The organism is Curvibacter sp. GW821-FHT01G03 (assembly GCF_059422285.1).
In genome coordinates, this window is record NZ_JBWKWP010000002.1 from 68505 (window position 1) to 84962 (window position 16458).

Here is a 16458-nt window from a genome sequence, read left to right on the forward strand (position 1 = left end):
TACACCCAGTTGAATTTCTAATTGTCTTTGAGTATCGCTATGAGACGGGTTAGTCTTCCTTCTGCTTCGTGGAAGAAGGTCGCATTATTCTGTAGTAGGCTTTGAAATTGAATGCATTTTTCGAGTAAAAAATCATAGTGCTGCTCACCTTTTCTCACTGCTTCGGCTGGACCGTCGGCAGTGTTGTGACTCAAAGAGCCTTGGGTTGGTAAATCAAGTGCTTTGAAATGGTATTGATTTAAGATGCGTATGGCGTCTAATAGCGCTAACTGCCTTATGGATCTGGTGTCGGATGCCAAACCAAGCTTTTTTTGAAATAGTGCGGCTATTCGTGGTGTTGCATATTGAATGTATTCGTATGAGTCTTGAGGGTTGGGGTAGCGTAAGTTGGGCTCGCCATCGTTTCCGAAGGGAAGGGATTCTTGGTATGTTTGCATGGCTATTTCAATAGCCATGCAGCATTCTTCATCCAGGAAAAGCCTGTGCTTTGCATAAAGATCTTTTAAATCATTTCGATCTTCTGGAGCTCCATGCGTCAAGCCAACTTCTTCGTAATATCCTTCCTTCCACCATGTTTCATTGATGTGAATGATCTTTACTAGAATTTCGCTCAGTGCATTTCTCTGATTTTCAAAATATAGAGAGGTTCTTAATTGGTCTATGCCGTGTTGATGTTTGACTTTCTCTAGCTCTCTGTCGAGATTGAGTTTTATTTTTTGCAGTTCTTCTGCATTTTTGTGTGAAATGGCTGCAATGTCTTTTGAAATCTCTGCCTTGTGGTCTTCAAGGTCTTTGTCGTAGATGTTTTTCAGATTCGCCTTGAGTCGTTCAATTATCCAGTTTCTGAATAAGAAAACTGCGAGGCCAACAAGCGTGGCGCCCGGGATTAGCTCTCTGAAAGCCCCTGAAAGAAATTCGAAGATCACGTCGCTCCTAGGTGCGAAATTAGCAGGTTCTGAATACGCTGAATTTGAGCTGCATTGATACCAAGCAACTCCCGAGTAGGGTAATGGTACATAGGTCCTCCAGGCATCACCTGGTCGCTCAAACCAAACTGATGCACCCGAGCGATCCGCTCGGCCCGCCCCACAAATCCCACCACGGCCTCGGTAGGCGTGGCCATGGCCTTGAGGTTCTTGGCCGCCCCCATCTTCTGAAACATCCGCATGCCCGCCTTGCCTGCCTGGGCCTTGCGACGGATCTCCCCCCGCTTGTTCCTAGCGGGCTGTTTGCGGGCTTCCCAGGCTTCTCCATCTGGGGTTTGTTGGGCTCGGATGCTGGCGGCATTGGCTGCGCGCAGATCTCGCGCCACAGCCATGGCCAGCTTGCGCCGCTCTCCATCAGAAAGCCGATCAAGCAGCGGGGCTACCCAGCCTTCCAGGGCTTTCAGTTCGCTCATGGTCAGATCACCGGCCGGGGGTCATGGTCCCATTGCGCCACCAACTCGTCGCGCACGTACAGGCTCCACTCTTCGCGCTGCTGTGGCCAGGCAGGGTGGGGTGGTTCCCCAACGTGGCGGATGTCGTAGGCACCGGGCTGGCTGGTCCTGGGCTTGACGAGGACGCGCTCGGTCAGGTCCAGCTCAATCGACAGATCCACCGTGCTGGCATTCAGGAATTCGACCTCGAATCGCACCGCCTTGTCGCGCAGATCCGGGTTGTCCAGCACCTCGGGCTGGTTGAGGGCCAGCCAGGCCAGGATGGGGACCATGACGGCGTCGGCGTGGCCGGCGTAGTCCAGCACCACCAGTTGCAGGGTGTAGGCGTACTCAAACGACAGCGAGCCGGTTCCGGTGCAGATCAAGCGGCCCGAGCGCACCATCACCGACAGCTTGTCGGGATTGGTGCGCAGATCGGGCACGGCTGCCTCGATGTGGGCGCGCAGGCTACCGGGCTTGAGCATGGGACGAACCTTCGGGCTTTGCGTTCAGGCGCACCTTCACGGCGTTGTAGGCGTCGATGCAGGCGTTGAGCTGCCGGATGCTGTCGTCTCCATCGTCGGCGATGGCTGTAAGAGCAAGTCCATACTCAGGCGCAAGTTGGGCACGCGCTTGGTTCCGATCTCCGCTGGCAGATCCGGCACCTGTGCCCGGGTGGCTTCCACCGTCCGAAGGGCAACTTGCGACGGGGATTGACAGGCGCACAGCGCCAGAGCGCACGGCAGCAGCAGAGCGATCACTGATTTGTTTTGCATTTTGGGCATCCAGGTTAAGGCGGGTTTGCAGCTCGGACAGCTCGGTCCGAAGGCTTCGCTCGGTGGCCTGCTCGCGGGCAGTGGCGCGCACCAGGGCCTCGGCGTGGTCGGCGTTGATCTGGGCTTCACGGGCTTGCGCTTCGTTCTGGGCCCGGATCTCGCCGCGCTGAAAGCCGAGCTGGTAGGTCAGCAGGCTCAGGCCCACCACCAGCAGGGTGGACAGGGCCAAAGCCAGGGCGTTCTGTTTGAAGTCGTTCATGTGGCATCCATCAAGGGGGAGTACTTGGCCCGGCGCACCTGCATCACGTTGCGCACGTACTCGCGGTTGATCTCAAAAAAGCTCTTGCCGTAGCCGGCCACTGCGGTCTTGGCCTTGGTGCTGGTGTGCTCGATGTGGCCAAACCACTGGCGCGGGTCGCAGCCCGAGGTGTTGCTGCACAGGCGCCGATCTGCCAGGAATCCCCCAGCGCCGCCGTTGTACTGGGCCGCGGTGCAGGCCAGCGCCGCCGGCGCGTCGGCCATCAGGGCGCTGCAGCTCCGAAAATGCGCCCGGTCCTTGACCACCAGGGCGATCAACTGCCGGCGGCGGTCAAAGCGGTCCTCGAAGCGCCAGTCGGCCAGGTCACGGTGCATGCGCTTGACCTCCTCGAACACGTTGAATCGCGAGGTGATCGTGACCTGGCCCAAGCCGAAGCCGTACTCGCGCGCCGTGCGCAGCTCGGCCCGCTCGCTGAAGCACATGCGGTGCTGCGGGCTGGGGCAGGTCTCCTGCTCGATCTGGGCCGCCAGGAAGCTGGGTGCAGGCATGGCGGGCCAGTACGCTGGCAGCAGGGCCTGCAGCAGCGCCAGGATGGCGGGGGCATTGGGCGGAATCATCCAGCGACCCCCAAGCCCACAGCGCCACCCATGCTGGCCCCCACCCACAGCACAAAGGCCAGCATGCACAGCCCGTTGTAGATGAACAGGCCCAGCAGGATCACGCCGGCCGCGAAGTCGCCTTGCTGCACAGCGTGCTGCAGCAGCTCGCCCACACTGATCTGGGGCCAGACCAGCAGGCTCAGCAGCACCTGCAGGCCGGCCATGCAGAACATGAAGCCCGAGAGCTGCAGCACGGTGGCCAGCAGCGGCAGGTTGATGCCGGCGGCCGAGGCCTGCAGCGGGGTGCGGGCGCCGAAGAGCACCAGGCCGATGACGATCAGCAGCCAGGCGTCGAGGTTGAAGATGGCGCGCAGGCGCGGGTGGTGGTGAAGGTGGTTGTTGAGGCTCATGGGCGGCTCCGGGACAGGTTGCGGTTGACGTCGTCCACCGAGCGGCGGACGTCTTTCAGATCGGCCTTGATCTCGCGCAGCACTTCGCTGTTGCGCTGGTCTTGCTCAGACGCCTTTTGTTCGGCGATCAGGGCCTTCTGCTCTTGCATGGCCACCCGCTTGTCCAGCGTGCTGTAGGCACCGAAGCCGGTGGCGATGAACCCGGCGAACGTGAGCACGTGGCCGAGGTTGATGGTCGGGTCAAAGATGAGGCGCGGGGCCTTCGGATCGTTCATGGTGTTCAGTCCCAAAGCGAGACGGTCTCTTGGGTGGGGGTGGCCACGATGACCAGGTCGACCAGCGTGCCGGCGCTCAGGCGCGGCCCCAGCGCTGCCAGGCCCGGGTTGGCGGCCAGCGTGGCTTCTGTGACACCCGCAGTGCGCCCCAGGTGCCGCCAACAGAGCTGGTCGACCGTGTCGCCGTCGCGGGCCATGACTTGCAGCGTGGTGGTCATACAGCCGCGGCGCCGGGCCGCCCCAAGCAAGGCTGGGCCCCCTTGGGGGGCAGCGACCACACGGAGTGAGGGAGCGTGGGGGTAGACATGTTCTAGATCAGCTCTACGGTGGTGCGCGGCTGGCCCAACAGGTCACTCAGGGCCCAGCGCATGTTTCGGCGGTGGGTGTCGGCGCGGGGCTCCATGGCGTCGGCGTTCTTGTCGCCCTTGCCCGTGGTGTCCATGTCGCGGTATTCCTCCACCAGCTCGGCCTGCACCGCGCTGTACACGGCGCGGCGGTAGTGCAGCACCAGCACGCTGGATCGGCCGATCTGATCAGCCGGGATGTCCGCCAACGTGCCGTGGCCGCAGGCGATGTGCCCCAGCTTGAATGCGGCCAGTTCGCGGTTGACACTCAGCATGGCCGCTGTGGCGGCCTCGCGCAGGCGGGCCACGGTGACCGTGCCATCGAGCCGGCAGGCGGCGCGCAGCGCGCCCAGGTCGATCTCCGGAAACCACGGGTCGTTCTCGACTTTGGGCTCATTGGTGGGCGTGGGTGGGGATGTGGTGGCCAGAAAGCTCATGGTGGGCATTCAGAAATAGGTGGCGGTGGTCGGGGTGCTTCAGGGGTGGGCCTGGGCCAGCTCCAACGGCACCCCGAGCCGCCAGGGTGCGGGGTACGCTCAGTCGGGGCCGGGCGAGGCCTTCAGCCTTCGCTCCAGGCGTTCCATGTCTTTTTTGACGCCCACCTGGCCGAAGAGCTGGTGGGCGCGTTGCAGCTGGTCCATGGCGCGGCGCGCCAGGGCCGGGTCCAGCGTGGTGATGTCGGGCTCGGTGGTGGGCGTCTTGCCCATCAGGGCGTAGCCGATGGCCTTGTGCAGCTTGGCGCGCGCCTGGTCGGGGGCATCGCGCTCGGCCGTCATCTGGTCGACCCGGGCCAGCACCACCAGGGCGTCGGGGCCGGTCAGGGACCCGGCCAGGGCGGCGGTGCTGGTCTCGTCGATCAGCAGCGTGGCCGTGTCGCGGTTGTACTGGTCGGGCAGGGCCAGGCCATGCTGCAGCACGTATTCGGCGATCTGCAGGCCGCGCGTCCAGTTGCCCACGTCCAAGTGCCAGACCATGACGCTGGTGAGCACCAGGTCCTGGCCACCCTGGCCACCGGCGAGTGCGCCATCGATCCAGGCGTCAAAGTCGGCCAGCATGGTGCGCTTGGCCTCGATCTTGCGCTCCACCGACTGGATGGCTTTGAGGGTGCGGCGGTGCTCGTAGAGCTGGGCCAGCATCAGCTCGTAGGCTGAGCCTTCGACCTGGCCCCCGTTGGGGGTGGCCAGAGCGGCCTGCTCGGCGAGCACGCGCATCTGATGGCGGCGGGCGGGCGTCGTCATGGTGCGGTGCCTCCCCGGGTTCAGGCCACGAGCTGGATGTTTTCCACCAGCGCGGCGCGGCCGTTGTCTTCGACCACATAGGCGTCGTTCGAGGATTCGTAGTTCTCGATGCGGTCGCGCTTCGGGTTTTCTTCCATGCGGCGGCGCCGTGCGCCCTCCTGCCAGTAGATCGACAGGTTGTCGTAGGTGGTGATCAGCATGGCGTGATCGGGGAAGTAAGGCACTGTCGCGGCCTGCAGGCCGCCCACGCGCTTCTGGCTGATCACGATGTCGGCCGCCAGGGTTTCGCTGGGCGCCTGGTTGACGTTGACCAAGGGGAAGTATTTGTCGGCCAGCAGCGCGCGGCCCATGATCACCACCAGGTCGGGGTCTTGCTGGTGCCACGGGTCCAGCAGGTTGACGGCATCGAACACGGCCGCGTCCAGGTTCTTGTAGTCGGAGCCCGCGCCGGCACCGATCTTGATCACGCCGTTGGCGGCACCGCTGCCCATCACCCGGGCCGGGGCATCTTCGCGCAGGTGCTGCAGCCAGCCCTTGTTCACGTCCTGCAGCAGCGGGTGGGCGGCCAGGTCCGTGTCGGCGGCAATGCTCATGCCATGCCAGCCGATCAGCATGCGGTCCAGCGCCTGGCGGCGCACGATCAAGTCGCGCACACGGGTTTGGAAGTCGGGGAACTTGGCCCAGGCATCCAGCTTGGCATAGGTGATGTGCGTGTCCGAGTTGGTCTTCACGCACTGGTAGCCGCGGCTATCCAGGCCGCTGATGTCGCGGGTCTGGCGGTCCTTATTGGTGGTGTCGGTGCGGCTGGCAGCCGGGCCGGACACACCCAGGCCCAGCTTGTCGCCCTGCATCTCGGTGACGGGCGAGATGTTGATGCGGCTCAGGAAGTCCGAAGACTCCTGAATCTTGCTCTCCAGCTTCTGCTGGACGCTGGGGGAGACGGTGAATTGCTTGGTGGCATCGGCCACGGCGTTCAGGCGGCTGATCTGGCTCAGCAGTTCGGCATAGGCCTGGCGGGTTTCATTGCGCATGGAGGGGCTCCGGGTTGATGCGATTGAGGTGGGGAAGCTGCGGCTGATCAGCAGTCGGTCTGGATGCGGCCGCTGTTGCCGGTGGCCGGCGGGCGCTGGCTGTGTTGCTGCTCGGGCGTGGTGCCGAGCTTGGTCACCAGCTCGGCGTGCTGGCCCTGCAGGGTGGCGAAGGCTTTGGACAGCTTGTCGTGGTCGGCTTGCAGGGTGGCGTGCTTCTCGGCCTGGTCGGCGATCACCGTGCCGGCCTCTTCCAATGCTTCGAGCACGGCAGAGAACCGGGCGTCGTCGCCCTTGGCCTTGCCGTTGAATTTTTCGGTCACGCTTTTGACCGAGGCGATGAACTTGGTGACCAGGCCCTGGTCCTCGGGCTTGTCCTCCTCGAATTCCAGCGCGACCTCGATGGCTTCGGAGAACAGGGCTTCGGCGTGACTCTTGCGGCCGGCCAGGGGGCTGGCCTTGGGGTTCTGCGCCGCGAAGGCCAGGATGTCGGTGCCCAGACTGGCGGGGCTGTCGGTGACGGCGAGGCCCGTGAGGTAGGCCTCGCCGGTGTCGGCGAACTTGGGGTTCACCTCGATGGAGGTGTAGATCTTCTGCTTGGCCTTGGTCATGGCCACCAGTTCGGGCAGAGGCTCGATCTGGGCGAACAGGGCCAGCTTGCCGTCTTCGACCGGGCGCGCCTCCACCGCGATCACATCGCCGTAGGCCTTGAACAGGCCATCGGGCGCGATGCCGCGGTAGTGCTCCAGCCAGACGCGGGCGCCGTACTTCTTGGGGTCGAAGTTGGCCGCCATCTGCGTGATCCAGTCCTTCTGGATCACGCGGCCGTCGGTGGTGGCGCCTTCAGTGGCGACGCGGAAAAGTTTGGATTTTGGGGCCATGATGGCTGCTACTCCGGAATGGTTGCGAGGTGTGTTGCGGGTAGCTGCCATGGTCGCGCGGCGACGTCGGCCGTTCAATGAACCCAGGGTGTAGAACTGGTCCTTACACCAACGAGGTGTCAACCAAAGTCGTTGAGTAAGTGGTTCGCCGCCTAACCTCGACGGCATGCCTGAAGCCGTCATCGTTCCTAAGCCCATCGCCGTCCTGGCGCATGCGCAAAAGCCTGCCCAGGGCCAGGATGCGGACAAGCGCCGCAATGCCCGGCACCTGTACTGGCAGGGCTGGCGGATCTCGTCGATTGCCGAGTACCTGAGCGAGCCGCGCAGCACGGTGCAGGGCTGGAAAGATGCCGAGGAATGGGACAAGGCCCAGCCCGTGCAGCGCGTGGAGGCCGCACTGGAGACCCGGCTGGTGCAACTGGTCATGAAGGACACCAAGACCGGCGGCGACTTCAAAGAGATCGACCTGCTGGGCCGCCAGATCGAACGCCTGGCCCGGGTGCACAAATACGCCGAGACCGCCAAGGAGGCCGACCTCAACCCGGCCATTGAGCGGCGCAACGACCGTCCCAAGAAGAAGCCCGAGCGCAACCACTTCAGCGAGGAGCAGCACGAGCAACTGCTGGAGGCCTTCCACGACTCGCTGTTCGATTACCAGAAGGTGTGGTTTCGCAACAGCGAGGCGCGCACGCGCTTCATTCTCAAGAGCCGGCAGATCGGTGCCACCTGGTACTTCGCCCGCGAGGCCCTGGCTGATGCGATCGCAACAGGCCGCAACCAGATCTTCCTGTCGGCCAGCAAGGCGCAGGCGCACATCTTCAAGCAGTACATCATCGCCTTCGCCAAGGAGGCCTGCGGCATCGAGCTGTCGGGCGACCCGATCGTGCTCAGCAACGGCGCCACGCTGTACTTTTTGGGCACCAACGCGCTGACAGCTCAGGGCTACCACGGCAACTTCTATTTCGACGAGTGCTTCTGGACCCGCAAGTTCGACGAGCTCAACAAAGTCGCCTCGGGCATGGCCATGCACAAGCATTGGAGGAAAACCTATTTCTCCACACCGTCGAGCATTCAGCATGAGGCCTACGCGCTGTGGAGCGGTGCGCGCTTTAACCGCAAGAAGGCCAAGGAAGACCGGATCAGCCTGGACTTGAGCCACGAACGGCTGGCCGGTGGCTTCACGGGCGAGGACAAGATCTGGCGGCAGATCTGCACCATCGTCGACGCCATGCGCGGCGGCTGCAACCTGTTCGACATTGACGAGCTGCGGCTGGAGTACTCCACCGAAGAGTTCGAGAACCTGCTGATGTGCGGGTTTTTGGACGACAGCTTCAGCATGTTCCCCCTGGCCGAGCTGCAGCGATGCATGGTCGACAGTTGGGACGAGTGGGGGGACGTCAAACCTTTCAGCGTGCGCCCCTTTGGCTATCGGCCTGTGTGGGTGGGCTACGACCCGGCACTGTCGGGCGACTCGGCCGGCCTGGTGGTGCTGGCCCCGCCCAGTACGCCGGGGGGCAAATTCCGGGTGCTGGAACGCCACCAATTCAAGGGCAACGACTTTGAGGCCCAGGCCGAGGTGATCCGCAAGATCACCCAGCGCTTCAACGTGGCCTTCATCGGCATGGACACCACCGGCATGGGGCAGGGCGTGTTTCAGATCGTGCAGAAGTTCTTCCCGGCCGTGAAGGGCTACCAGTACAGCGTGGACGTCAAGTCGCGCCTGGTGCTGAAGGCCCAAAGCGTGATCCGCAAGGGTCGCCTTGAGTTCGACGCCGGGTTCACGGATCTGGCCCAGGCCTTCATGGCCATCAAACGGGTGATGACGGCCAGCGGCCGGCAAGTCACCTACGACGCGGGCCGCAATGAGGTCACCGGCCATGCCGACTTGGCCTGGGCCTGCATGCACGCCATGGACAACGAATCGCTGGATGGCGAGACCAGTTCCTCCCAATCGATCATGGAGATTTCTTGATGCAAGACGAAATACAGGCGAAACAGGTGATACCGGCCCAGGCATCGGCGCAGCTCGCCCACGCCGACCAGGCCAAAGCCGGTCACATGGAGGCCTTCACCTTCGGCGATCCCACCCCGGTGATGGATCGGCGCGAGCTGCTGGACTACCTGGAGTGCTGGAGCAATGGGCGCTGGTACGAGCCGCCCATGAGCTGGGCGGGCTTGGCGAAGTCGTTTCGGGCGAGCACCCACCACAGCAGCGCGATCTACTTCAAGCGCAATATCCTGGCCAAGACCTTCAAGCCGCACCGCCTGTTGAGCACCGAGGTGTTTAGTCGCTTCGCGCTCGACTTCCTGGTGTTCGGCAACGCTTACCTGGAGCGCCAGGTCAACCGCCTGGGGGGCACGCTGGGCCTGTCGCATTCGATGGCCAAGTACACCCGCCGCGGGGTGGATCTGCAGAAGTACTTCTTCGTGCGCAATGGCGCCGACGAGCACGAGTTCAACCCCGGCCGGGTGTTCCACCAGCAGGAGGCCGACATCGAGCAGGAGGTGTACGGCCTGCCCGAATACCTGAGCGCCCTGCAGGCGGCCTGGCTCAATGAGTCGGCCACGCTGTTCCGCCGGCGCTACTTCAACAACGGCAGCCACGCCGGCTTCATTCTGTACATCAGCGACCCGGCCCAGAGCCAGGGTGACATTGACGGCATCCGCGAGGCGCTGAAACAGAGCAAGGGGCCGGGCAACTTCCGCAACCTGTTCCTGTACAGCCCCAATGGCAAGAAGGACGGCATCCAGCTGATCCCGGTCAGCGAGGTGGCCGCCAAGGATGACTTCTTCAACATCAAAAACGTGAGCCGCGACGACGTGCTGGCGGCTCACCGCATCCCGCCCCAACTGCTGGGCATCGTGCCCAGCAACACGGGCGGCTTCGGCGCCATCGTGCCCGCGGCCCAGGTGTTCGCCACCAATGAGATCGAGCCCCTGCAGGCCCGCTTTCTGGCCCTGAATGACTGGCTGGGCGAGGAGGTGGTGCAGTTTGAGAAATACGAGGTGACGGTCAGCCCGGCCGGGCCTAGTGGGGGAGGGTAGTTCTCGCGACCATCGTGCCCATAGACCGACCGTCTGCGCTTGCGGCGAGGCGGACTTGGCGGCCGGCGCGCCTTGACCTATCCGAGACCCGACAGTGGCGGCGTGAATTCGTAAAACGCTTCGGATTCTTGCTCCAAACCTACGATGTTGTCCCGCTCGATAAAACGGTACTCGACGACGTAGATGCGACTTGGCGCGACAAGTTTCGCCGCCATCGGCACAACTAGATCGAAACCTTCTTTGAAGGCATCAAGCTTGAGAACAGCGAGTGCCTGATCCTCGATTTGACTCTTTAGGATGTCATCAGATTTTCCCTTTGCTTCGAGGGCAACGAGAACGCGTTGGCTATTTTGAGAGTCATTGCCGATGGTGCCAAGAAAAAGTGCATCGATCTCAGCTCCTCTCAGTTTCAATCCCATTTGAAGGTGGGTAAGACTTTCCAGCCTTTTCTGAGAAACAATGCCCAGATGGGTTTCAATTACGCGCAGGCGGACAATCAGTTGCAAGAGGAAGGTTTCATCATCTCGCTGTAGTCGCCGTACTTCAATTGGCAGCTCAAGAGTCTGCACATCGAAAATTCGAGCTAGACCGATATCGTCAGGTCGCCGATATTCCGGAACCTTTTGGTAGAGGTCTCCAATGGGATCACTAGACGTCACCTTCACGAATTCGAAACATGGACTGTCTAATTTTGGTGTGCCCTTTTCCTCTTTTCCAGCTTTAGCCTGCATGCCGATAAAGCCTCTTCTCAGTGCACTGGAGGGCCATGCGGAGCGGTAAGCTTTTTCTCGACGAACAATGTCCTTGAAGAAGTTCGCTGGATTTCGAGTGCTCAGCAGTTTGGCGTCGAGTTTTTTCAAAACTCTGTTCGCACGCTCAATTGCTTCTTGCACTTCGGAAAGCGTGACCACCATCGACGGTGGTGGACTCTCATTCCGTCTCGCCCAACGGGCGGCGAATAGTGATCGGATCACACGCTTCTTTTGGGAGTCCTCGCTAGTTTTGCTTGTTGGTCTTCGCTTTTTCGAACTTGTCATGCAGCAATCCGTTCATCCCTATCCATAGAAGAAGGCAATGATGCCAGCCTCTGACGGTTCGCGATAGGGCTCTTCTCCAAGCCGAAGAGCGATACGGCTTCTGTCATGAGAAGATTCAACAGACGGTTGTCACCGCGCTCGAGAACCTCAGTTGGCTTGACGGGTTGATGTCCCATCGCCGCGATGATCGACGATGCCACACTGCGCCCAAGCAACGGTGGAACCGAGTTACCGATCTCTCGGAAGCCATGCCATTTGGTCGCATGAAATCGAAACCAGTCAGGATATGAGTGCAACCGTGCAGCCTCGCGTACGGTAATCACCCGTGGCTCGAATGGGTGAATCGGCCGGGGCGAAGTAAACGCGCCACGTGCGCTATCAGTACCCGCACGCAGCGTGTTGCAAACACCTTTGGGATCAAGTTTCAGAAAGCGGCTGACAGGCTCTGTCTTGCCATGCTCGGTATTAAGAAATCGACTCTTCGATAGCTCCGTGTGGACGGTTCTTGCGCTAGATGTCAAGATGCCTGGCTCATACTTGCGAGCATATGCGTAATTGTCTGGGTCCGACTCAAGCCCACGCAGTTGACGCGCATACGTGGAGCCTTTTTTAAAATTCGCCTTGACGCTGTCACCAGACAGCAATTCATCAAAGTTATCTGCGTTTGGGATGTCGCCTATGGCTTCCCATACCGTAGTGGCTGTGCGTGACTTTGGGTACGTTGGTAGCTGAAGCCCCTTCTTGCAACCAATCAGAAAAAGTCGGCGTCTGTCTTGAGGCACACCATAATCGGCAGCATTTAATACTTGGTACGGCTCAAGGACATCGTAGCCATGAGTCTTGAATGCTTCGATGATTTCCTGAAGAAATTGCCTATGTTTTCCAACGGTCAGCCCGCGCACATTTTCGAACACGAAGTAGTCCGCCTTTAGTTCCACTACAAGGCGAACAAAGTGATGGACGAGTTGATTCCTTGGGTCATCGAGCGCGCGTTTTCCAATCATGGAAAATCCCTGGCACGGCGCGCCTCCAAATACCACGTGGACCGGTTGCTTTCCGATGCCTGCTGCCGCCCGAATTTCCGCTCCGCTTAGTTCCGTAACACTACGGCAAAGTGTCGTGCACTTGGGGAAGTTGTACTTGTGTACGGCGGCATGGATTGGATCAATTTCCACACAGGCCGCAACGTCAAACCCCGCTTGCTCGAAACCAAGACTGAGGCCGCCGGCCCCTGAGAAAAGATCGATTCCGATTGGGCGGGTAAATTTTTTGAGACTCATCAGATACCTGAGTTGTTAGATGTTAGGTCCAGGGCCGACTGCTTGCTGCTGCCAAATCGTCCCTTGGTAGCGCCGCCACGCGGCTTGCTGGACTCGAAATCGATGCGTTCGAGCGTCCCTCGGAAATCTGTACTTCCCTCAGCCATATCGCCCATCAATGCAGCAATGATTGCCAAATGCGGCGGTACGTCGCCCTGCGCCGCGTGGTTGGTGATCGAGTTGGGCGTTTGCTTGATGAGCGCAGCAAACGCTTTCACGCTCAACCCAGCCTTACCAAGCTGCCTCCGGAATTCTTCGTAGGTCATGGTCGCCATCATAGCGAAAACATGACATCTTACACATTGTTTGATTTATAAAGCACATCAAATATATTGTTTTATACATCAAATGATGTGTTTGGGAATTTAGGGGTTCATGAGTCTGGCGCCTCTCACTGGCGGTTGCCGATTGATCGCGAACGTCACGAGGCTGAAAAGCAGGGTGCCAGCCCCTTGGGTTTGACGAGATCTTGTTGGATGGGGTCTTGCTAACTCTGCGGCGCGCGGTCGAGACCCCGCCGCGCCCTCGGTCTTAATGGACCTCTTTTGACGGCCTTGCCTACCCTGGGCAGCGCAAGCCCTGGTGCGGCCCTGTGGCCGGTTTTTCGTGCATTTCAGATCACGGAATTTGACGGCTTTTTACGTGGGCTCGATGGGGGTGGGTGGCATCTGACGGGCGGAAGGATCTTGTTCACCCAAAACACTGGATATGAGACGCGTCTCATAAAGTGTCTCATTTCGATCCCGAAAAGAACAAAGCCCGCTAGCGTTTGCGTAGCGGGCTTTGTAGTGCCTGTAAGGCTTGTGAGTGGTGGGTCCTGAGTGACTCGAACACTCGACCTACGGATTAAGAGTCCGCTGCTCTACCAACTGAGCTAAGAACCCACTCTTTGTTTTCTTGCCGCTTTGCTGTTCAGCACTGCGCCAAGACCTCTATTATGCATGGAAAAATTCGGGCTTTGCAAGCTTTTGAACAAAAATTTTAAAAAATCTTGTTCAGGGCCGATTCGGGTCAGGTCATGCCGTTGCGGCTGGCCAGTTCGACGAACAGGCCGGAGTGGTCCAGATCGGTCAGGCCGTGCTCGATGCCACTGGCGTAGAGCGATTCGAACAGGGCGGTGACCGGGGCATCGAAGCCGATGTCCTGGGCGGTGTCCAGGGCGTTGCGCATGTCCTTGAGTTGCACCGACATGCGCGCACGCGGGGCAAAGTCGCGCTCGACCATGCGCTGGCCGTGCAGTTGCAGGATGCGGCTCTCGGCAAAGCCGCCGCCGATGGCTTCGCGCACCTTGGCCATGTCGGCGCCGCCCTTGGCCGCAAACAGCAGGGCTTCGGCCACGGCGCCGATGGTGATGCCGACGATCATCTGGTTGGCGAGCTTGGCCAACTGGCCGGCGCCATGGGGGCCCACATGGGTGGCTCGGCCAAACACCTTGAAGACGGGCAGGGCGCGTTCGTAGTCGGCGGCGCGCCCGCCCGCCATGATGGCCAGCGTGCCTTGTTCCGCCCCGACCGTGCCGCCCGAGACCGGCGCATCCAGGTGGGCCACGCCCCGTTCGCTGAGTCGGGCCGCATGGTCGCGTGCTTCGGCGGGCTTGATCGAGGCCATGTCCACCACCAGGGTGCCTGGGCGCATGGCGGCGGCCGCCCCTTGGTGGAAAAGCACGTCGCCGACCACGCTGCCGTTCTCCAGCATGCTGACCACGAGGTCCGCCTGGGCCACTGCGGCGCCAGGGCTGTCGTGCACGGTTGCGCCAAAGGGTTGTACGCGCTCGGCCTTGTCGCGGCTGCGATTCCAGACGTGGACGGCATAGCCGGCTTCGCAAAGGCGGCGAGCCAACGGGAAGCCCATGAGGCCGATGCCGAGCACGGCAATGGTTTGGACGGGGGGCATTGGGGCTGAGGTCATGGGGTCAAGAGGCATTCATGCTGGGAGGGGCTCGATCGACGCATGGATCGTTGTCCAAGCTGGGATGATCGACGAAATGAAACGACCTTCGCTGTCAAAGGGCTGTCGACGTGGCCTTTGGTCAGCCTCGCGAAGGTGCGGGCTCATGGCACGGACTCGGTCGCTCTGGGTTGAAGCACCTGGTGCAGTCGTCCAGTGAGGTGGTCGCGGGCTTGCTGGGTGTGTTGAAGAATCAACGCTTGGGCTCGGTCGACATCTCCCGCGGCGATGGCCTCAGCCATGGCCAGATGTTCATCCCACACACCGCCAGCCAGGCTGCCGCTTTGCAAGACCTGGCCCATGGCGCGATGCAGATGAGGCCAGTGCAGGGCGGCACTGTCGGCGATCATCGGGTTGCCGGAGGCCTCGTACAAGGCCATGTGAAAAGCCCAGTCGGCCTCGATCATGGCCGGGATGCTGCCACTTGCAACGGCGGCCCGGCCAGTCTCGAAAAGCACCTGCGGCAGAATGGCCCGCCGCTGGGCGGCCAGCCCGGCGGCCAGACCATCAAGCGCCTGGCGTACCTCGTAAGCCTGGGTCACGCGCTGTACATCCAGGGGGGCCACCAACAAGCCCCGGCCGGGTGCGTCGAGCAGCAGACTTTCCTTCTTGAGCAGGCGCATGGCCTGAAGCACAGGTTGGCGCGAGACTGCCAACTGGCTGGCCAGATCTTCTTGGGTGACTCGCTGACCTGGGGGCAGGTGGCCGCTGACGATCGCGTCGATCAGGCGTCGGTACACCTGATCGACCAGATCGGTGCTTGGGGCAAGAGGGCTGAGGTGCTGCGGCATGATGATGTATTCTGTATACAGAGTACGATCAAACATCACCCTCCCATACAAGGGTTTACCCTTTGGTGTGGCCCGGGCCCGTGCAGGCCCGCTGTCACATCAGCAGATGTTCGCCTGCGTTGTCTCCGCCCAGGATCACGTAGTTCACCTTGCGGATGTCCATCAGCTTCTTGCCACCCGAGTAGCTGATCGAGCTTTGCACGTCCTGTTCCATCTCGATCAGGGTGTCGGCCAGTTGGCCCTTGACGGGCTCCAGGATGCGCTTGCCTTCCACGTGGCGGTATTCGCCCTTGTTGAAGTCGGAGGCCGAGCCGTAATATTCCTTGTAGAGGCGGCCATCCACCTCGACGGTGGCGCCCGGGGATTCTTCGTGGCCGGCCAGCATCGAGCCGATCATCACGAAGGTGGCGCCAAAGCGGATGCTCTTGGCGATGTCGCCATGTTCGCGGATACCCCCGTCGGCAATGATGGGTTTGGTGGCCACGCGGGCACACCACTTCAGTGCCGAGAGCTGCCAGCCGCCGGTGCCAAAGCCGGTCTTGAGCTTGGTGATGCACACCTTGCCTGGGCCGATGCCGACCTTGGTGGCGTCGGCACCCCAGTTCTCGAGGTCGATGATGGCCTCGGGTGTGCCCACATTGCCGGCGATCACAAAGGCCGTGGGCAGTTTGGCCTTGATGTGGCCGATCATGTTCTTCACGCTTTCGGCGTGGCCGTGCGCAATGTCGATGGTGATGTATTCGGGCACCAGACCATCGGCAGCCAGGGTGTTGACGGTCTCGTAGTCCGGGGCCTTGACGCCCAGCGAGATCGAGGCAAATGCGCCTTGCTCGTGCATCTCCCGCACGAACTTCACGTTGTCGATGTCAAAGCGGTGCATCACGTAGAAATAGCCGTGCTGCGCCAGCCACAGGCAGATGCTTTCATTGACCACCGTCTTCATGTTGGCTGGCACCACCGGCAGGCGGAACCGGCGTCCGCCCAGCTCGACGCTGGCGTCGCACTCGGATCGGCTCTCCACGCGGCATTGGCGCGGCAGCAGAAGGATGTTGTCGTAGTCGAAAATTTCCATGAGAAAACCAAGCTCCAGAA

The 16458-nt window shown here is 61.1% G+C and carries 20 protein-coding genes and 1 tRNA gene; 2 read left to right on the forward strand and 19 right to left on the reverse strand.

Annotated elements, in window-relative coordinates; translation table 11 throughout:
* Nucleotides 1-17: 17 nt before the first annotated feature.
* The 12 genes from AC07VS_RS02495 to AC07VS_RS02550 form a co-directional block, all read right to left on the reverse strand.
* Nucleotides 18-926, reverse strand: coding sequence for a hypothetical protein (locus AC07VS_RS02495; protein ID WP_494750147.1), 909 nt, complete (start codon nt 924-926; stop codon nt 18-20).
* The gene (locus AC07VS_RS02500) at nt 923-1399 is read right to left on the reverse strand and encodes a phage virion morphogenesis protein (protein ID WP_494750148.1); all 477 of its coding nucleotides are present in this window, start codon (nt 1397-1399) and stop codon (nt 923-925) included. The genes AC07VS_RS02495 and AC07VS_RS02500 overlap by 4 nt, the downstream gene beginning before the upstream one ends.
* A 2-nt stretch (nt 1400-1401) precedes the next feature.
* A complete protein-coding gene (locus AC07VS_RS02505) occupies nt 1402-1902 on the reverse strand; it encodes a phage tail protein (protein WP_494750149.1) in 501 nt (166 codons plus the stop codon).
* A complete protein-coding gene (locus tag AC07VS_RS02510) occupies nt 1886-2452 on the reverse strand; it encodes a lysis system spanin subunit (RefSeq protein ID WP_494750150.1) in 567 nt (188 codons plus the stop codon). The genes AC07VS_RS02505 and AC07VS_RS02510 overlap by 17 nt, the downstream gene beginning before the upstream one ends.
* Nucleotides 2449-3069 (reverse strand): hypothetical protein, encoded by a 621-nt coding sequence (locus AC07VS_RS02515; protein ID WP_494750151.1) that lies wholly within the window; start codon nt 3067-3069, stop codon nt 2449-2451. Before AC07VS_RS02515 ends, AC07VS_RS02510 begins: the two co-directional genes overlap by 4 nt.
* Nucleotides 3066-3461 carry a hypothetical protein gene (locus AC07VS_RS02520; RefSeq protein ID WP_494750152.1) on the reverse strand — a complete coding sequence of 132 codons (396 nt, stop codon included), beginning with the start codon at nt 3459-3461 and terminating at the stop codon, nt 3066-3068. Before AC07VS_RS02520 ends, AC07VS_RS02515 begins: the two co-directional genes overlap by 4 nt.
* Nucleotides 3458-3736 carry a hypothetical protein gene (locus tag AC07VS_RS02525; RefSeq protein ID WP_494750153.1) on the reverse strand — a complete coding sequence of 93 codons (279 nt, stop codon included), beginning with the start codon at nt 3734-3736 and terminating at the stop codon, nt 3458-3460. The genes AC07VS_RS02520 and AC07VS_RS02525 overlap by 4 nt, the downstream gene beginning before the upstream one ends.
* A 5-nt stretch (nt 3737-3741) precedes the next feature.
* A complete protein-coding gene (locus tag AC07VS_RS02530; RefSeq protein WP_494750154.1) occupies nt 3742-3954 on the reverse strand; it encodes a tail protein X in 213 nt (70 codons plus the stop codon).
* A 92-nt stretch (nt 3955-4046) separates the two neighbouring features.
* A complete protein-coding gene (locus AC07VS_RS02535; RefSeq protein ID WP_494750155.1) occupies nt 4047-4517 on the reverse strand; it encodes a head completion/stabilization protein in 471 nt (156 codons plus the stop codon).
* A 99-nt stretch (nt 4518-4616) separates the two neighbouring features.
* Nucleotides 4617-5318 (reverse strand): phage terminase small subunit, encoded by a 702-nt coding sequence (gene gpM / locus AC07VS_RS02540; RefSeq protein WP_494750156.1) that lies wholly within the window; start codon nt 5316-5318, stop codon nt 4617-4619.
* 20 nt (nt 5319-5338) lie between these two features.
* Nucleotides 5339-6349 carry a phage major capsid protein, P2 family gene (locus AC07VS_RS02545; RefSeq protein ID WP_494750157.1) on the reverse strand — a complete coding sequence of 337 codons (1011 nt, stop codon included), beginning with the start codon at nt 6347-6349 and terminating at the stop codon, nt 5339-5341.
* 47 nt (nt 6350-6396) lie between these two features.
* Entirely contained in the window at nt 6397-7227 is an 831-nt protein-coding gene (locus tag AC07VS_RS02550) for a GPO family capsid scaffolding protein (protein ID WP_494750158.1), read from the reverse strand.
* 166 nt (nt 7228-7393) lie between these two features.
* Here AC07VS_RS02550 and AC07VS_RS02555 point away from each other — a divergent pair, with 166 nt between their 5' ends.
* Together AC07VS_RS02555 and AC07VS_RS02560 are read left to right on the forward strand one after the other, a co-directional pair.
* Nucleotides 7394-9199, forward strand: coding sequence for a terminase ATPase subunit family protein (locus AC07VS_RS02555; RefSeq protein WP_494750159.1), 1806 nt, complete (start codon nt 7394-7396; stop codon nt 9197-9199).
* Nucleotides 9199-10272, forward strand: coding sequence for a phage portal protein (locus AC07VS_RS02560; protein WP_494750160.1), 1074 nt, complete (start codon nt 9199-9201; stop codon nt 10270-10272). Before AC07VS_RS02555 ends, AC07VS_RS02560 begins: the two co-directional genes overlap by 1 nt.
* A 77-nt stretch (nt 10273-10349) precedes the next feature.
* Here the strand turns inward: AC07VS_RS02560 and AC07VS_RS02565 are convergent, their stop codons facing one another.
* The 7 genes from AC07VS_RS02565 to AC07VS_RS02595 all read right to left on the reverse strand — a co-directional run bounded on the left by AC07VS_RS02565 (nt 10350) and on the right by AC07VS_RS02595 (nt 16438).
* On the reverse strand, nt 10350-11186 hold the full coding sequence (locus AC07VS_RS02565) for a hypothetical protein (RefSeq protein ID WP_494750161.1): 837 nt from the start codon (nt 11184-11186) through the stop codon (nt 10350-10352).
* Nucleotides 11187-11305: 119 nt separating this feature from the next.
* On the reverse strand, nt 11306-12589 hold the full coding sequence (locus AC07VS_RS02570; protein ID WP_494750162.1) for a DNA cytosine methyltransferase: 1284 nt from the start codon (nt 12587-12589) through the stop codon (nt 11306-11308).
* Nucleotides 12589-12894, reverse strand: a complete 306-nt coding sequence (locus AC07VS_RS02575) for an XRE family transcriptional regulator (protein WP_494750163.1) — start codon at nt 12892-12894, stop codon at nt 12589-12591. The genes AC07VS_RS02570 and AC07VS_RS02575 overlap by 1 nt, the downstream gene beginning before the upstream one ends.
* Nucleotides 12895-13436: 542 nt before the next feature.
* A tRNA-Lys gene (locus tag AC07VS_RS02580) sits at nt 13437-13512 on the reverse strand.
* Nucleotides 13513-13639: 127 nt separating this feature from the next.
* The gene (locus tag AC07VS_RS02585) at nt 13640-14521 is read right to left on the reverse strand and encodes an NAD(P)-dependent oxidoreductase (protein WP_492346711.1); all 882 of its coding nucleotides are present in this window, start codon (nt 14519-14521) and stop codon (nt 13640-13642) included.
* A gap of 158 nt (nt 14522-14679) precedes the next feature.
* Complete coding sequence (locus AC07VS_RS02590) at nt 14680-15366, reverse strand: GntR family transcriptional regulator (RefSeq protein ID WP_492346712.1); 687 nt, start codon at nt 15364-15366, stop codon at nt 14680-14682.
* Between the two features lie 94 nt (nt 15367-15460).
* Nucleotides 15461-16438: a GMP reductase gene (locus AC07VS_RS02595; protein WP_494656308.1), complete on the reverse strand. Its 978-nt coding sequence runs from the start codon at nt 16436-16438 to the stop codon at nt 15461-15463.
* Between the last annotated feature and the right edge of the window lie 20 nt (nt 16439-16458).

Coding starts and splice junctions, on each gene's coding strand:
- AC07VS_RS02595 (WP_494656308.1), bottom strand. CDS start 16,438: ATGGAAATTTTCGACTACGACAACATCCTTCTGCTGCCGCGCCAATGC.
- AC07VS_RS02515 (WP_494750151.1), bottom strand. CDS start 3,069: ATGATTCCGCCCAATGCCCCCGCCATCCTGGCGCTGCTGCAGGCCCTG.
- AC07VS_RS02525 (WP_494750153.1), bottom strand. CDS start 3,736: ATGAACGATCCGAAGGCCCCGCGCCTCATCTTTGACCCGACCATCAAC.
- AC07VS_RS02560 (WP_494750160.1), top strand. CDS start 9,199: ATGCAAGACGAAATACAGGCGAAACAGGTGATACCGGCCCAGGCATCG.
- AC07VS_RS02500 (WP_494750148.1), bottom strand. CDS start 1,399: ATGAGCGAACTGAAAGCCCTGGAAGGCTGGGTAGCCCCGCTGCTTGAT.
- AC07VS_RS02530 (WP_494750154.1), bottom strand. CDS start 3,954: ATGACCACCACGCTGCAAGTCATGGCCCGCGACGGCGACACGGTCGAC.
- AC07VS_RS02555 (WP_494750159.1), top strand. CDS start 7,394: ATGCCTGAAGCCGTCATCGTTCCTAAGCCCATCGCCGTCCTGGCGCAT.
- AC07VS_RS02575 (WP_494750163.1), bottom strand. CDS start 12,894: ATGACCTACGAAGAATTCCGGAGGCAGCTTGGTAAGGCTGGGTTGAGC.
- AC07VS_RS02520 (WP_494750152.1), bottom strand. CDS start 3,461: ATGAGCCTCAACAACCACCTTCACCACCACCCGCGCCTGCGCGCCATC.
- AC07VS_RS02535 (WP_494750155.1), bottom strand. CDS start 4,517: ATGAGCTTTCTGGCCACCACATCCCCACCCACGCCCACCAATGAGCCC.
- AC07VS_RS02550 (WP_494750158.1), bottom strand. CDS start 7,227: ATGGCCCCAAAATCCAAACTTTTCCGCGTCGCCACTGAAGGCGCCACC.
- gpM (WP_494750156.1), bottom strand. CDS start 5,318: ATGACGACGCCCGCCCGCCGCCATCAGATGCGCGTGCTCGCCGAGCAG.
- AC07VS_RS02545 (WP_494750157.1), bottom strand. CDS start 6,349: ATGCGCAATGAAACCCGCCAGGCCTATGCCGAACTGCTGAGCCAGATC.
- AC07VS_RS02570 (WP_494750162.1), bottom strand. CDS start 12,589: ATGAGTCTCAAAAAATTTACCCGCCCAATCGGAATCGATCTTTTCTCA.
- AC07VS_RS02590 (WP_492346712.1), bottom strand. CDS start 15,366: ATGCCGCAGCACCTCAGCCCTCTTGCCCCAAGCACCGATCTGGTCGAT.
- AC07VS_RS02585 (WP_492346711.1), bottom strand. CDS start 14,521: ATGCCCCCCGTCCAAACCATTGCCGTGCTCGGCATCGGCCTCATGGGC.
- AC07VS_RS02505 (WP_494750149.1), bottom strand. CDS start 1,902: ATGCTCAAGCCCGGTAGCCTGCGCGCCCACATCGAGGCAGCCGTGCCC.
- AC07VS_RS02510 (WP_494750150.1), bottom strand. CDS start 2,452: ATGAACGACTTCAAACAGAACGCCCTGGCTTTGGCCCTGTCCACCCTG.
- AC07VS_RS02565 (WP_494750161.1), bottom strand. CDS start 11,186: ATGGTGGTCACGCTTTCCGAAGTGCAAGAAGCAATTGAGCGTGCGAAC.